This is a genomic window from Nautilia sp. PV-1, from assembly GCF_004006315.1.
Taxonomy (GTDB): Bacteria; Campylobacterota; Campylobacteria; order Campylobacterales; family Nautiliaceae; genus Nautilia; species Nautilia profundicola_A.
Genome location: NZ_CP026530.1, coordinates 103,372 through 119,556, shown reverse-complemented (window position 1 = coordinate 119,556; position 16,185 = coordinate 103,372). Strand labels below are relative to the sequence as shown.

Here is a 16,185-nt window from a genome sequence, read left to right as displayed (position 1 = left end):
TTATTCTCCTTATAGTTTTACAAAATTTTCTAAAATTTTAAGCCCTGCGCTATGGCTTTTTTCAGGATGCGGCTGAAAACCGAAAACATTGTCCTTGTTAACCGCACTGACAAATTCATAACCGTATAATGTTTTGCCTATTATATACTTTTCATCACACACAGCATGATATGAATGGACAAAATACAAATAAGGATTATTCAAAGTTTCAAAAAGGGGAGTTTTTTTTGCAAAAAACATTTTATTCCAGCCCATATGCGGAACTTTATGTGTGCTTTCTATTTTTTTATCAAACCTGACAACGCTTCCGGGTATGATTCCCAACCCTTCATGCGTACCAAATTCTTCACTGCTTTCAAACAGAAGCTGCATCCCTAGGCACACTCCTATAACATACTTCCCGCTTTTAACAAATTCTTTCATAGCTTCATCAAGATTAGTATTCCTTAAATGCTCCATTGCGTCTCCAAACGCTCCGACACCCGGAAAAACAAGTTTATCGTAATTTTTTAATTTATCTGCATCTTTTACAATTTCAGCATCGGCGCCTATTTTTTGAAAAGCGTTGCTTACACTTGCAAGATTACCCATATTGTAATCAACAATACCAATCTTCATTATCAATTCTCCATTCTCAATTCTCAATTATTTAATGTCTTTACCCACGTTCTTCATATAATATGCCAATCCTATTAATAAAAATGTTACAGCAGCTAAAAGCATAGCTGCGTACATTAATTTTTGAGGCGCTATCATCGCAAATTTAAATACCAGCATCAAACCTTCAATAGCAAGCGCGATTACAATGCTTCCCAAAAACTTAATCATAGTTTTGTGTATTGCAAACGGATGGTCCTCTTTTTCTCCTATAACTTCTTCAAAAAGAAGCGTTTTGACCAAATCGAAAAGTGCAAGCGACAGAGTAATTAAAATAGTAGATTCAAACATTTTTTTTACGTCTATATTGTTAATCGTATACGTAAAAAACATTTTAATTCCGTCTATAAATAAAAGTACACAAATAGCAAATAACGCCCCTGCAAAAATACCGTAAACAACCCTATTAAAATTATGCGCCCATGTATCACCCTTTTCATGATGCACAAATTTAAGTATCTCTTCAATAGGAAGATCTATTACAGCCACATATAAAAGCTCGCCTTTATCATTAAAAATAGGCATTGCCGCACTTACAACCATTTCTCCGCCGATAAGACTAGGGTACGGATCAGTCAAAATACATTTTTTTTCTTTTACGGCTTTATAAAAATATGTTCTGTTGGACTGATTAAATTCAACCTGAAAATCTTTATATTTTTCTTTCACAGTAATCATTTTACTGATCTGTTTTCCTGCCGCATCCAAAATATATGCCGCATTTGCCCCAGGAAGTTCGTGAACTATTCTTTCAAGCCCTTCATATACAACGTCAATTCCTATATTCGGAAGTCTGTTTGGAAGATTTCTCTGAAACAGATAACAAAAATACGCCCTTGCATCTTTTCTTATTTTTTGAAATTCCTGAATTTCCCTAATTAACATTTTCCACTCCTATAATTTTTAATAATTCCTCTACGCAAAGCCCCATAGCCGTTGATTCATAACCTTTAACGTTTTTAATATACTTTTTACAAAATCCTTCTACCATACAGGCTCCCGCTTTCCCCTGCCATTCTCCGGAATCAAGATATTTCTCCAGGTCTTTTTGGTCAAACTCTTCAAATTCATAAACAGTTTCATCAAGTCTCGAAAAAATTCTTCCGTTATATTTAACCCACATAGAAGTTACTATTCTTATTTCTCTGCCGCTTTGTTTTAATAAAATATTTTTAGCGTCTTCACGGGATTTAGCTTTTCTTAAAATCTCTTTACTGCCCGTAACCACGGTGTCAGCCGCTACAATATCTTCATTTTTAAAGCATTCTATACATGCTTTAAATTTTCCTAAACTTGCTACAGACACAAACTCATAAGGATCTTCGCTAACTATGCTTTCCTCGTCAAAACTGCAGCTTTTTTGTATAAATTTCACACCTGCGCGTTTTAATAATTTTGCTCTTGTCGGAGAAGAACTGCATAGTATCATATGAACCTTTTTTATTGAAATTGTATCAAAATTAACATATTAAACTTTAAACCGGTATTCGAATACATTCATTTCATTTTCATAATAAACTTTATATCTTATTGAATATTTATCGCATATGTTTTTAACAATGTTAAGTCCCAGGCCAAGTCCTCTTTTATGAGTCTGTTCCCTGTAATTTTTTTCAAATATTTTTTCAGGATCTTTTATCGGCTCTCCATAAGATCTGAATCTTAAAATTATTTTGTCTTTATATTTTTTTAATTCTATAAATATATCCTCATCCGTAGAATATTTAATTGCATTTGAAATATTATTGTCCACTATTCTTTCAAATTCTATTCTGTTTATATAATATTCTATGTCGTCATCGATATCCGTTATAAGCTTTTTATCGTTAACTTTTGCGATTGTATTGAAAAAATGCACTCTTTCTTTTAACACCTGTGAAATATTTATATGTGAAGGTTTATAAGTAATAGCGGTATTGTTTGACGACAAATAAGCCAAATCCTCATAAGAGTTGTTCAGCATGGCTACGGCTGCGTCTATTTCTTCAATAATATCCTGAACGTTTTTGTTCTGAATTTCAAGTTTTAATAAATCCATATTAAGCATAATAACATTAAGAGGGGTTCTTATCTGGTGAATGGTATCTACGATAAATCTCCTGTTTAAATCAAGCAGGTTTTTATTTTTTTCTATTTCCATATTCAGTTTGTAATGTAAAGAGTTATAACTTTCTTTTAACTCGTCTATTTCTTTAATAAAAGAACTGCAGTCCTCACAAGGCTCGTTTTTTTTCATATAGTTAACTAGTTTGATAATCGTCTGTGATGCACGATGAATAATAAGTATATATAACATTATAAATATTAAAATTAAGAATGCAAATGTCAAAAACAAATTGTTTAAAAGTTTATCCAAATCTTTTTTCATACTTCCTATATCATAAACGGTTTTAATTATAACCCTGTTGTCAGTCTGGTCAAAAACGGAATTTATTAACGTATACATAACCAGTTCGTTTTTATCATAATTAAATTTTTTTATGATATTGTTGTTTTTCTTAAACAAATCAACAACTTTTTTAAAAAGAAAAGCGTTTTTATCTCCAAACTGAAGCTGAAGCTTTTTATTCTCTCCGCTTTCGTCACATTTGATTATTTCATTTAATATTTTATATGAATTTTTATAAAGTGTAAGCAATGGGGCTTTTTTCTGATATCTTTTTTTCATATTTATTTTATATATCAGATATTTGTTTACAAAATATATATCCAAATCCTTGACACTCGGTCTTACAAAATCATATATTTTCTTAAGGTCATTATAAATATCAACAACATATGCAAGCTGAAGAAGATATTTTTTATCCGGAGAACGTATAAGATAATATTTTTTAAGATTCATCGAGGCAATGTCTAAAAAAATATTAGAAATATTTATTTCCTCTTTTCCATCAAAAACATCATTTAAAACTTTTCTAAAAGCAGGAAGTTTGCCTAAATCATAACCGATATCAGGTTTATATGTGGCTTTGACAACTTTATATTTTCTGTTTATCATAAAAATTTCATAATGCCCTTTTTTTATATCCGAATTAAGTACTTTAGCAACATTATCCAAATCCATATATCCGTTTTCATAAAAAAACGGCAGTAAATAAAGCTTTCCTACATCTGTTTCTTCATGCGTTTTGAAAATATACAAAGCTCTGTCAAAAACATTTTTAAATTTTTCTTTAATCTGAAGAGACTGAAAAGCAAATTTATTTATATAACTCTGAACCAAAATTTTTTTAGAACTGTTATACTGTATATATATAAATATAAAAGTAACTATAGTAACTATTATAAAAAAGATAAAAATAACTCTGTTAAGTGTTATCTTTTTATTTTTTATCAAATCTGTATCCTATTCCGACTACGGAGGTTATATAGTCTTTAGGCAGTTTGTTTTTAAGTTCGCTTACTAGTTGTCTTAAAGGATATTCTTTTCTGTTTTCATTTTCCCACACATAACTCACTATCTCTTCTTTAGAAACAGTTTTGCCTATATTTTTAAGCAGTATTGCAAGAAGTCTTTTTTCTTTTTTTCTAAGATTTGCCAATACGCCGTCTATATACAGATCAAGCGTGTCAAAATAAAAATCCATATTGTCAATTGTAATTTTTTGAAGATCTTCCGCACTTTTTACAAATTGTTCTTTTTTTACTTTAAGCCAGTGATTGATTCTAAGAAGAAGTTCTTCGCTGTGAAAAGGTTTTTTTATATATTCATCGCATCCGTCGTGGTTTTCGCCGTATGCTTTTTCCATATCCTCAATTTCCGCGGAAGCGGTAATCATTATGATTATTGCTTCGCTGTTTTTATGTCTTATAAGTTTTATAAGTTTAAGTCCGTCTATTTTAGGCAGGTTTATATCTAAAAGATAAACATCGTATTCGTTAATCAGTATATCGTTAAAAGCATCCTCCCCGTCTTCAATATGATTAACTTCATACCCTTTAGCTTCAAGTGTTTTTTTAAGTGCACGCCCTAACTGTTTATCATCCTCGACTAATAATATTTTCATCCTTTCTTCCTTTATTTATATTTACTAAATCAAATCTTCTTTTACTTTTGCAATAAGCTCGTCGATTTTACCTGCATCTTTACCGCCGCCCTGTGCAAAATCAGGTTTTCCTCCGCCTTTTCCTCCTACGATAGGAGCGTAGTTTTTAATTAAATCTCCGGCTTTTACGCTGTCAATGGTAGAAACAGCCACAAGCGTAACTTTGCCTTTGTTCTCACCCGCTAAAAACGCCACTAAATTATCAACCCTTCCTTTAAGGTCTGTTGCGATTTCTCTTAGGTTTGCATTGTCGATTCTTTCTATAATGTAATTGATTCCGTCTTTACTAACCGGTTTAATTTCTTTAACAGCCGCTTTTTCAAGCTCTTTTATTTCGGTTTTTAATTTTTTAATTTCTTCTTTTTGTTTTTCTACAAACACTTTTAGATCTTTTGCTTTGTTTTCAGACTTAATCTCTTCTACAAGATCTCTGAATCCTTTAGCATATTTATAAGCACCGAATCCCGCAACGGCTTCAATTCTTCTGACTCCCGCGCTTACACCGCTTTCTTTAATTATATAAAAGCTGTTAACCTCAGCCGTGTTGTTTACGTGCGTTCCACCGCAAAGCTCTACGCTGAAATCTCCGAATTTCACAACCCTTACAACATCTCCGTATTTTTCTCCGAAAAGCGCCATAGCACCCATTTTTTTTGCTTCGTCAATACTCATTTCCTTAACTTCGCCAGGAATTGATTTGGCAATCACCCTGTTTACCATCTCTTCTATACTCTCAAGCTCTTCTTTTGTAAGCGCTTTTGGATGCGTGAAGTCAAATCTGAGTCTATTGGCTTCAACTAAAGATCCTGCCTGTGTTACATGCTCACCTAATACTTTTCTAAGTGCCGCGTGAAGAAGGTGTGTAGCCGTATGGTTTTTGGTAATTTCGCTTCTGCTTTCATCAACCTTAGCCAACACCTCATCGCCTGTTTTAAGCTCGGCTTCAACTACTTTGCTTAAGTTCTTATCATCAAACTTTTTAGTATCCACAACTTTTGCGACTGCTTTACCGTCTTTAACAAGTTCACCCTTGTCTCCTACCTGTCCACCGCTTTCTGAGTAAAAAGGAGTCTCTTCAAGCATAACCCATCCGCTGCCGTTAAGCGAATCAACCATATTCATATTTTCATCAAAAAGAGCTTTTACTTTAGTTTTATATTCCGTATGCTCATATCCAACGAATTTGTTGTTTTCCACTTTTTCAAGATCTTTTAGGTTAATCTTAACGTCCCCGCTTCCTTTCCAGTTTGCACGGGCTCTGTCTTTTTGTTCCTGCATAAGAGTGTTAAACGTTTTCATATCAACCTGTTTGTTTACTTCTCTAAGCATATCCTGAGTTAAATCAAGCGGGAATCCGTATGTGTCGTAAAGTTTAAACGCAACTTCGCCGCTGAACGTGTCACCTGTTGTTTTTTTAAGCTCTTCTTCGAAAAGCTGCATTCCTTTGTCAATCGTTTCGAAAAATCTCTCTTCTTCAAGTTTTATAGTATCTTTTACCGATTCTTTCTTTTCAAGAAGATACGGATACTGTTCTCCCATCTGTTCAGCTAAAGTATCTACGATTTTGTACATAAACGGAGCTCTTTGTCCAAGAAGATATCCGTGTCTAACGCCTCTTCTTAAAATTCTTCTAAGAACGTAACCTCTTCCTTCCCTGCTGAACTGCACGCCCTGAGCCGTCAGGAACGTAACAGCCCTGATATGATCGGCAATTACCCTGTGGCTCGCGCCTCTTTTATCAGTGTGGTATTCTTTGCCCGTAATTTCTACGATTTTTTCAAGTAACGGTCTGAAAATAGAACTGTCGTAGTTGCTTGTCACGCCTTCTTTAATCGCCGTAATTCTCTCTAAGCCCATCCCCGTATCGATACTAGGTTTCGGAAGGGGAGTCAGTTTTCCGTTTTCATCACGGTTATACTGCATAAATACAAGGTTCCATATTTCAAGAAATCTGTCTCCGTCTCCCCCTAAATAATCTTCAGGAGAATTAAATTTATCCGCACCCTGGTCAAAATGTATTTCGCTGCAAGGTCCGCAAGGCCCCGTGTCACCCATCTGCCAGAAGTTGTCTTTATCTCCCATTTTTACTATTCTCTCTTTTGGAACGTATTTTTCCCATATTTTGCCGGCTTCGTCGTCGCTGTCGTGAATAGTAATCCATAATCTCTCTTTTGGAAGCTCAAGCACTTCGGTTACGAATTCCCACGCATAAGCTATGGCTTCTTCTTTAAAATAATCACCGAAGCTGAAATTTCCGAGCATTTCAAAAAGAGTGTGGTGTCTGTTGGTATAACCTACGTTTTCAAGGTCGTTGTGCTTTCCGCCCGCTCTCATACAAAGCTGGGAAGAACATGCTCTAGGCGGTGTAGGAGCCGGTTTTTCACCCGTAAAAATAGGCTTAAAAGGGACCATTCCCGCGTTTGTAAAAAGAAGGGTAGGATCTTCCGGAACCAAAGGAGCCGAAGGATAAACTTTATGCCCCTTGCTTTCAAAAAATTCCAAAAACTTTTTTCTTATATCCATAAAAGGCCTTTTTTGATAAAATTTTAACAAAAAAGGCATTAAATTAATAATGTATGAAAAAGAATTAGCCGTTTTAAAGCAAAAAAACAGATTAAGAGAAAGAAAATTATATGACGAAAACATAATAGACCTTGCCAGCAACGATTATTTAGGGCTTGCCCACAACGGTCAAATCCTGGACAAAGCATACACTCACGCAAAAAAATACCGATCCCATGCGGCAAAAGCTTCAATGCTTGTAAACGGATATCACCCTTCACATCAGCTGCTTGAAGAAAAGCTGAAAAAACTCAATAATTTTGAAGACGCTTTAATACTCGGAAGCGGATTTTTGGCCAATTTGGCACTTTTTGAGCTTGGAAGAAAAGGCGATTTGTTTATAGTGGATGAAGAATACCATGCAAGCGGAATCATAGGAAGCAGGCTGACAGGCGCCGAAGTAAAATTTTTTGCCCACAATGACATTGAAGATTTAGCTGCAAAAGCCGAAAATTATAAAAATTATAAAAGAGTATTTGTAGTCGTGGAAGGCGTATATTCGATGGAGGGAGACAAGGTTTTAAAAGAAATTACCGACTTTGCACAGGAAATAGGCATTCTTATAATAGATGAAGCACACAGTGTGGGAGTGCTGGGCGACAACCTGATGGGAATTACGGACGAATATAATCTTAATCCGGAAAAAACAGTTAAAATGGGGACTTTGGGAAAAGCTTTAGGAAGCTACGGAGCTTACATTCTCGCAAATAAAGAAATAATACAGTTTCTTCTGAACAGGGCAAAAAGCGTTATTTACACTACGGCTCTCAGTCCTATGGATACTTTGACGGCCTACTATTCGCTTGAAGAGATAGAAAAAAACATAAATTTTTATAAAAGAGAAATAAATAAGAGAAAATTAATCTTAAATTCAGATTCTTTAATTAAAATTCTACCTGCCCAAGACAATAAAGCACTCCTTTTAAAGCAAAAGCATTTATTTAACCGCAACATACTGATAGGGGCCATAAGGCCCCCGACCGTAAAAACGCCTATTTTTAGAATTATTGGACGCCTTGACGTCGAAATTGATATAATTCAAAATACAATTGATTTTTTAAAGGAATAATTTGTTCAAAAAAATATTCACATTTTTTCTTATATTGGGATTTATTATAACACTGGGCGTTTTAGGCTATTTTTTATATTTATATAACTCAATCAGATTCGCAAGCGAAAAAATCATATATTACAACCCACCTCTTAGTGCAAGATTTTACGACAGAAACGGAAATCTGCTGGCCGTAAAATACAAAAACCAAAACCGCTTTTACGTAAAATACAAAGACATCCCCGGAAGAGTCATAGAAACGCTTATAGCAACGGAAGACACGTCATTTTTCGAACATGAAGGTATAAATTTCAATGCCATACTCAGAGCTTTAGTTAAAGACATAAAAGCCGGTAAAAAAGTAGAAGGTGCGTCTACAATAACCCAGCAGCTTGTAAGAAACATCTATCTTAACCGTAAAAAAACCATCCAGAGAAAACTCAAAGAAATGATTATTTCTCTTAAAGTGGAACATTTCCTGACAAAAGAACAGATACTTGAAAGATACCTGAACCAGATCTATTTAGGTCACGGCTATTACGGAATCGCCACTGCGGCTTACGGATATTTCCATAAAAGCCTTAAAGACCTCACTCTTAAAGAAATCGCTATGCTTATCGCACTTCCGAAAGGGCCTTCTTTATACGACCCTACAAGAAATTACGAACTGAATATCAAAAGAGCAGACAGAATTATCAAAAGAATGTATATTTTGGGATGGATATCCCCGCAGGAATATAAACAGGCCATTCTCGCAAGACCTAAAGTTTATAAAAAAATGCTTGAAGAAAAAGCCCCTTATGCAGTAGATACAGCTATTATGAGACTGCTTCCGAAATATCCGGACTTGTTTACCAAAGGCTACGATATTTACCTTACAATCGACCTGCCTACGCAAAAACTGGCGCAGGAAACCGTCAAATGGAATAAACAGAGGCTTCTAAACATGAATCCGGACCTTAACGGCACACAGCTTAACGGAGCCATGATAACCGTAAGACCTCAAACTGGCGAAGTGCTTGCCCTGGTCGGAGGAGCGGATTACCAGAAAAGCAAATTCAACCGCGCCGTCCAGTCAAGAAGAAGCGTGGGAAGCTCCATTAAACCTTTTATCTACCAGATCGCTTTAAACATAGGATACAATCCCGCGAGTCTTGTTCCGGATATAAGCAGAACATTCAAAATTCCAAGCGACGTGCCCGATGAGGACAAATACTGGAAACCTAAAAACTATGAAAAAAACACATTAGGACTGATTACCCTCAGAGAAGCTCTTGTCCACTCAAGAAACCTGGCAACGATTAACCTGGTGATGTCTATGGGACTGGACACGGTGCTTAAAGAAATGTATACGTTCGGATTTGACAAACTGCCTGACAATTTAAGTATAGCCCTTGGAAGTGTGGGTGAAAGCATGTGGAAATTCAGCGAACTGTATACGATATTCAGCAACTACGGAACAAAAAGCAAAGTTCACATAATCAAAAAAATAGTTATTCCAAGAGAAAACGTAACAATAACAACGGAACCTAAATACGAATATATAGAACCCGAATGCCAGGCTTATCTTATAACGAATATCCTTGAAGACGTAGTAAAAAAAGGAACGGGTAGAAAAGCAAAAGTAAAAGGTATTCAAATAGCCGGTAAAACCGGTACTACCAATGATTTCAGAGATGCATGGTTCTGCGGCTACACTCCTGATACGGAAACACTGGTCTGGTTTGGAAACGACGACTCGACTACACTTGGCAAAAGTATGTCGGGCGGACGTGTTTCAGCTCCGGCTTTTGCATATTTTTACAGACATCTGCTTGAAATACACCCTGAGCTTATAAGAAAATTCAAAATACCAAAAGGTGTTCATTACTACTTTATAAACGGACACAAAGAGCTGTTTACCAAACAGTCTCCTCCTCCGAAACAGGAAACTTACGTTCCTGTTTTTTAATGATACATTTCATAAAAACTGAAATTCAGTTTTTTAAAAAAAGCATAAAAATCTATTACTTCTTTTTTTGCCTCTTCAAGTTTTATTTCCTGAAATTTAATTTTTTTACCTCTGAACTGGGAAAGTTTAAAACAGTCTATAGGCAATACGTTACCTATTTTAGGATAGCCTCCTATGGTCTGATGTTCTTTAAGAAGCACGATAGGATTGCCCCCGCCCGATATCTGAACCGTTCCGAAGCTTATACCTTCGGATATAATATCGCCTTTTTTAGGCTTTATATCTCCTTTTAAAACAGCTCCCTGTCTGTTAATCCTTAACAGTTCAAAATCTTTTTTCAAAAACTCATCCGTATCAAACAGTTCTTTTTGATGACCGAATATTATTCTTAAATTTAAGAATTCCCCGGATTCCTGCGCAATAGTGGAATATCTGACAGGTACAACATCAGGTGTGTTTGCTTTTAACACATCCCCGTTTTCTATAGGAGAGAGTATTTTTTCTCTTATACTCACACTGGCGCTGGAATATTTTTTCGGAGCGTCAAATCCTCCTTTAATACACAGATATAAAAAATTGCCTTTTTTTAAGGATTTTATTTTAACCTTATCGCCTTTTTTCAGCTTAAAACTGCGGTTTATTTTAAATACTTCTCCATTTATTTCGATTTCACCTTCAGGAGCGCATACAGCCGCGGAAACATCGCTTAAAACCTCAAATTCAAATTTTCCAAAAGCAACTTCTATACAGGCTTTCTCCCTGTCTCCCAATAAAGCGTTTGCCAAAAGATAGGAAAATTCATCCATTACGCCGCTGTGGGTAAGACCTATATCCGTATACCCGGCTCTGCCCATATCCTGAAACGTGCTTAAAAATCCGCTGTTTAATACTTTAATCACCCTCAATTTGACCGCCTCTGTTAATAAACTCTTCTTTTGTTACAGGTTCGAATTTTACCCTGTCTCCGACTTTCAGCAGAGAAAAACCGTCAATATTTTCATCAAAAAGTTTTTCATATGTTCTTGCTATTATATTCCATCCGCTTAAACTTTCCAAAGGATATATACCTGTCTGCACACCTGCAACACCTATTGACCCTTTAGGCACATTAATAAAATTTTTTTTCATTGGGAGATAAATATCCGTGGCTGCCATATATGCAAAACCGGGTAAAAAACCCAAAGCATAAACATGATATATTTTTGAAGAATGGATTTTTATTATATTTTTAACACTTGTTTTATGATAATAAGCGACTCTTTTCAAATCAAAGCCTGTTTCCTCCCCGTAATAAGCGCCTATTGTAATTATTTTACCTTTATTAACGTTGAATTCGCCATTAAAAACCAGCATTTCTTTTATTTTTTCAACAGTGGCTTCAAAAGTCTGATCAATTCCGTATTTTACAAGTATGGTTGTATACGACACTGTAACTTCCAAAAAATACGGTTTTAAAATTTCACTGTTTAATATTACGATTTTATGCAAATCCTGATCAATTGCAATTCCAAATTCTATTAATAAACTATCGATACCGGCCTGTTTAAATTTAATTTCCATTTTTTGTTTTATTATAACATTTTATTTCATGCAAACTGCTTACAACGCCTGCTGAAATAATCAAAACCGCACCTGTAAGCTGATTAATGTAAGGAATCTGCCCCAGAAAAACATATGCAAGAATCATTGCAAACACAATATCAAGATACTGCAAAACGGACGCAATCGACACTTTAATGTAATTAAGCGCGTCATACCATAAAAACAATGCAAGCGCCGTATGCACAACACCGGTAATAAACGCTATCAGTAAAGAAGTTACGCTAAATTCCCAGCGGGACACAAACAAAAAAGGAGCCGTTATAAATACCGAAACAATAATCTGCCAGGCGGTTACTGCAGCAGCCCTGTGATGCATTGTGGCAATTTTTGAAAAAAATCCGAGCGCCCCGTAACTAATTGCCGCAAACAATGCAATTACCGCGCCTTTTGAAAAATTCACCCCTCCGCTGCTTATTATTACCCCTGCAAAAGCCAAAACTGCGGAAAAAATAATAAAACGGTTTAAGCTCTCTTTTAAAAACACGCCGGCAAGAATCAGGGATATTATAGGTCCGGCATAATATATCGTAACGACAGTCGCCACATCGGCATAATTAAACGCCCAGAAAAAAAATATCCAGTTTACACTGAGAGCTATCCCGCTGATTAGAAGAGGCCAAAACGGACGCAGTTTTAAAAATTCTCTTATACCGCTTTTTCTGACGGCAAAATAAAGTATAAACGGAAACGCAAACAAAACCCTGAAAAATACAAACACCCCGCTTGGAAGAGAGGAATAAATACTCATAAGAGGCGTTGATCCCCATATGAAGGTCGCTCCGAGCATTTCCAACAGACCTTTTTTAGTTTTTTCCATTTAAAGCCTTTTTAATATCTGTAAATTCACTGTTTAAAACCAGGGCTTTTGCGGCTTCCACCTCACCTATCAGCGCAAGATATGCGGCGTATACAAGTTCTTTTCTGAAATGTTTCAAAATCACTTTTCTTTCATATTCCCGTATGCTCAATGTGCCTGAAACATCCGTTTTCATATTCTTGTTAAAAATAAAAATTCCGTTTTCGTTTTTTATTACATTACCGGCGTCATATTTATCCTCTTTTGCAATAACCCTTATTATGGCTACGCCTGAACTGACAAGCCCGTTTAAGCGTTTATATTCTTTTTCATCAAAAACATCAATAAAAACGTCTTCTTTAAAATAGCGTTTTTCAGGATAAAAAATGGTTACGATAAGCGTGGATTTAACTGCGGCTTTATAAATATGCGTTTTGTCCGCGCCAAACTCGATTAAATCCCCCTCTTCGGCTTTTTCAGGATTATCTATGCTTCCTGCCATAACGCCGCCTTTTAATACGTATATTTTTTCTTTGCTTCCCGGAAAATGAGGTTTTGCAATATATTCGGCCCCTTCTTTTAAAGTCATTTTATAACTTTCAAATCTGTCGGTTTTTTCTATCAAAACCACACTTACCCCGTCACTTTTAATTTCCCCTTCTCCGACAAGCTCTCCGAAAGCCACCCCCAACACATCCGCAATGGCCCATATGGTATTGATTGTCGGGTTTGTTTTATTCTCTTCTATTTTAAAAAGCGTGGATTTGGCGACTCCGGCTTTTTTGGCCAATTCGCTTAAATTCAGCCCCTTGTTCTCTCTTAGAAACTTAATCTTATCGCCCAACGTCATATTTTGCCTTTTTGTTTCTTTTAAGAAATTATATCATAATACTTGTTTCTTATTTAAAAGTTGCTATAATTTTAAAAAAGGCGGTTTATGAAACTCTCCCTTTCACAAGGCACGGCTACGATTGTAATTACGCTTCTTGGTAGCGGTGTTTTTATAGTTCCGGCCCTGAGTGCGACATACAGCGGATGGGCGGCACTTATACTCTGGTTTATTATGGCTTTGATGATACTGCCGGTGGCGTTTATTTTCGGAAAATTAGGTAATCTGTATCCGAGCGCCGGCGGCAGCGCCACATTTGTGGAAGAGGCTTTCGGCAAAAAGACGGGATTTGCAACAAAACTTTTGTATCTTTCAATAATACCCATAGGCCCTCCTGTCGTAATTATAACTGCTGCGTCATATCTCGCCGGTGCATTCGGAAACGGCTATCTTATAGAATTCATAATTCTTGCAAGCTTAATTATTCTTATTCTAAACCTGTTAAGCCTTAGAGTTTCGTCTAATATCAATATATTGATCACAATTACGATAATTACCATAATTTCTGCATTTTTTTTAGTTTCGCTTTTTCACAGTTACAAAATAACGCCGCATGAAATTCACATCATAAAAACACTTGGGATAATTTTCTGGTGTTTTGTCGGTATTGAAGCCATGAGCCATATTTCGCACGAATTTAAAAACGAAAACGACTTTTTCAAAGCGGTTGTAATAGGGATAATTACTGTGGCGTTTATGTATATGGCGGTAACTTTTTCCCTTCTTGCCTTTAACGCTTACGGGAATGAGAGCAAAAACCTGCGTTCATTGGTTATTGTAGCTTCGCATATTATGCCTTATGCCGATAAAATTATGGCCGTTGTCGCGTTTATCATATGCATAATGGCTCTTAATCTTTACGTCGCTTCCCTTACACGCCTTGCCACCACCCTGAATATCGGGTTTAAAAAGGCTCTTTTTGTTATTATGGGAATTATTCTGGCAATCAGTATTTTAAAATTTATATTCAACTTTAAAGTGGATCTTTTAATAACATATTCAAACGGCGTGTTTGTTTTAATCTACTTTCTGGTATCTTTATCGGCACTTAAACTGCTTAAAACCAAAACAGCCCTTTCGGCTGTTGTTACAATGGGTGTAATTATTGTGATTTTAGGATTTGATATGGTTTATGCCGCAGTTATGTATGCTTTATTTTTATTGTTTTCAAAAGCAAAAGAGGTTTAAAAAACCTCAAATTTTGCAAGAAGAGAAGAGATTCTTTTTTTAACTTCTTCTTTGCCGAGAATACTTAACATAGCAGAGAGGTCTATACCTTTGGTATCCCCCACCATCGCAATACGCAAAGGCGGCATAAGGAATTTTGGTTTTATACCTTTAAGTTCTAAAAATTCATTCATTATATCATGCCAGTCAACCGGTGTTTTAGGGTCTTTATCGTTTAAAAACACTAAAAATTCCCTGAGATTTGCAATAACTTCGTCTTTTAAAAATTTTTTTACCGCTTTTTCGTTGTATTCTTTAGGTTCTGAAAGGATCTTCTTAATTTCTTCGGCCATTTCTTTAAGTGTTTTTACCCTGTCTTTAAGTTCATCAATTAATATTTCTTTTTTATCATGATCTTCGATATCCACACCGAAATCTTCTTTAAGAAGTTTTACGATTCTAACATTTGGAGAATTTTTAATATAGTGCTGGTTCAGCCAGTCGAGTTTTTCTTTGTTGTATCTGCTAGGAGCCTTGTTTATGTCTTTCGGATCAAAAAGTCTAATCATCTCATCTATTGAAAATATTTCCTGATCGCCGTGACTCCATCCAAGTCTTACAAGGAAGTTTAAAAGAGCTTCCGGAAGATAACCTTCTCTTTTATATTCCATAACGTCAACGGCTCCGTCCCTTTTGGACATTTTAGAGCCTTTTTCGTTGTGAATCATAGGCACGTGGTAGAATTTCGGCACGTCCCACCCGAACGCTTTATATACAAGCACCTGTTTAAATGTATTCGTAAAGTGGTCGTCCCCTCTTATTATATCCGTCATTCCCATTTCGTGGTCGTCTATTACCACTACGAAGTTATAAGTAGGTGTTCCGTCGCTTCTTGCGATTACGAAATCGTCAACCTGGCTTGCGTCGATTTGGGCTTTTCCTTTTACTCCGTCTTCAAAGCCGACTGTCCCGCTTAAAGGCGCTTTAAATCTGATAACGTAAGGCTGATCAAGCTCGCCTTCGAAATCTCTGTATTTTCTGATATCAATAGGAGGCTCTTCGCCTTTCATTCTGGCTTCCCTGATAGTTTCAAGCTCTTCTTTTGTAAGGTAGCATTTATAGGCCATGCCTTTTTCTAAAAGCTCGTTTACGTATTCTTTATATTTATCAAATCTTTCGCTTTGGAACACTACTTCATCGTCCCAGTGAAGCCCTGTCCAGTTAAATGCTTCAAGTATCGCGTCTACCGCTTCTTGTTTGTTACGGCTTAAATCCGTATCTTCGATTCTGAGTCTGAATTTTCCCTCGTTTTTTTTCGCCCAAAGCCAGTTAAAAAGTGCGGTTCTGAGTCCTCCTATATGTAAATATCCCGTAGGTGAGGGTGCAAATCTGGTAACTACCATTAATGTCCTTTTTGATGAAATTATATCAAATAAGACTTTTAGAGTTTTATTGATTATGATC

General features: G+C 35.9%; 14 protein-coding genes. 3 read left to right on the top strand and 11 right to left on the bottom strand.

Annotated elements, in window-relative coordinates; translation table 11 throughout:
• Positions 1–9: 9 nt before the first annotated feature.
• From hisH to alaS, 6 genes are read right to left on the bottom strand one after another with little or no spacing between them, the layout of a single operon-like run.
• A complete protein-coding gene (gene hisH, locus C3L23_RS00660; RefSeq protein ID WP_127679248.1) occupies positions 10–618 on the bottom strand; it encodes an imidazole glycerol phosphate synthase subunit HisH in 609 nt (202 codons plus the stop codon).
• A 27-nt stretch (positions 619–645) separates the two neighbouring features.
• Positions 646–1,542, bottom strand: coding sequence for a PDC sensor domain-containing protein (locus tag C3L23_RS00655; RefSeq protein WP_127679247.1), 897 nt, complete (start codon positions 1,540–1,542; stop codon positions 646–648).
• Complete coding sequence (maf, locus tag C3L23_RS00650) at positions 1,532–2,086, bottom strand: septum formation inhibitor Maf (RefSeq protein WP_127679246.1); 555 nt, start codon at positions 2,084–2,086, stop codon at positions 1,532–1,534. Before maf ends, C3L23_RS00655 begins: the two co-directional genes overlap by 11 nt.
• Before the next feature lie 39 nt (positions 2,087–2,125).
• Positions 2,126–3,994, bottom strand: coding sequence for a HAMP domain-containing sensor histidine kinase (locus C3L23_RS00645; RefSeq protein ID WP_127679245.1), 1,869 nt, complete (start codon positions 3,992–3,994; stop codon positions 2,126–2,128).
• Positions 3,981–4,664 carry a response regulator transcription factor gene (locus C3L23_RS00640; protein ID WP_127679244.1) on the bottom strand — a complete coding sequence of 228 codons (684 nt, stop codon included), beginning with the start codon at positions 4,662–4,664 and terminating at the stop codon, positions 3,981–3,983. The genes C3L23_RS00645 and C3L23_RS00640 overlap by 14 nt, the downstream gene beginning before the upstream one ends.
• A gap of 24 nt (positions 4,665–4,688) precedes the next feature.
• On the bottom strand, positions 4,689–7,226 hold the full coding sequence (alaS, locus tag C3L23_RS00635; RefSeq protein WP_127679243.1) for an alanine--tRNA ligase: 2,538 nt from the start codon (positions 7,224–7,226) through the stop codon (positions 4,689–4,691).
• A 49-nt stretch (positions 7,227–7,275) separates the two neighbouring features.
• Here alaS and C3L23_RS00630 point away from each other — a divergent pair, with 49 nt between their 5' ends.
• Together C3L23_RS00630 and C3L23_RS00625 are read left to right on the top strand one after the other, a co-directional pair.
• The gene (locus C3L23_RS00630) at positions 7,276–8,334 is read left to right on the top strand and encodes a pyridoxal phosphate-dependent aminotransferase family protein (protein WP_127679242.1); all 1,059 of its coding nucleotides are present in this window, start codon (positions 7,276–7,278) and stop codon (positions 8,332–8,334) included.
• Position 8,335: 1 nt separating this feature from the next.
• Complete coding sequence (locus C3L23_RS00625) at positions 8,336–10,267, top strand: transglycosylase domain-containing protein (RefSeq protein ID WP_127679241.1); 1,932 nt, start codon at positions 8,336–8,338, stop codon at positions 10,265–10,267.
• Here C3L23_RS00625 and C3L23_RS00620 read toward each other — a convergent pair.
• From C3L23_RS00620 to C3L23_RS00605, 4 genes are read right to left on the bottom strand one after another with little or no spacing between them, the layout of a single operon-like run.
• A complete protein-coding gene (locus tag C3L23_RS00620; RefSeq protein WP_127682099.1) occupies positions 10,264–11,166 on the bottom strand; it encodes a biotin-dependent carboxyltransferase family protein in 903 nt (300 codons plus the stop codon). The genes C3L23_RS00625 and C3L23_RS00620 overlap by 4 nt on opposite strands.
• A complete protein-coding gene (locus C3L23_RS00615; protein ID WP_246831073.1) occupies positions 11,159–11,827 on the bottom strand; it encodes an allophanate hydrolase subunit 1 in 669 nt (222 codons plus the stop codon). The genes C3L23_RS00620 and C3L23_RS00615 overlap by 8 nt, the downstream gene beginning before the upstream one ends.
• Entirely contained in the window at positions 11,817–12,686 is an 870-nt protein-coding gene (locus tag C3L23_RS00610; RefSeq protein WP_127679240.1) for a DMT family transporter, read from the bottom strand. The genes C3L23_RS00615 and C3L23_RS00610 overlap by 11 nt, the downstream gene beginning before the upstream one ends.
• Positions 12,673–13,515: a helix-turn-helix domain-containing protein gene (locus C3L23_RS00605; RefSeq protein ID WP_127679239.1), complete on the bottom strand. Its 843-nt coding sequence runs from the start codon at positions 13,513–13,515 to the stop codon at positions 12,673–12,675. Before C3L23_RS00605 ends, C3L23_RS00610 begins: the two co-directional genes overlap by 14 nt.
• A gap of 87 nt (positions 13,516–13,602) precedes the next feature.
• Here C3L23_RS00605 and C3L23_RS00600 point away from each other — a divergent pair, with 87 nt between their 5' ends.
• Positions 13,603–14,742: an amino acid permease gene (locus C3L23_RS00600; RefSeq protein ID WP_127679238.1), complete on the top strand. Its 1,140-nt coding sequence runs from the start codon at positions 13,603–13,605 to the stop codon at positions 14,740–14,742.
• On the opposite strand, the gene gltX is transcribed toward C3L23_RS00600, so the two are convergent.
• Entirely contained in the window at positions 14,739–16,124 is a 1,386-nt protein-coding gene (gene gltX / locus C3L23_RS00595) for a glutamate--tRNA ligase (RefSeq protein ID WP_127679237.1), read from the bottom strand. The genes C3L23_RS00600 and gltX overlap by 4 nt on opposite strands.
• Between the last annotated feature and the right edge of the window lie 61 nt (positions 16,125–16,185).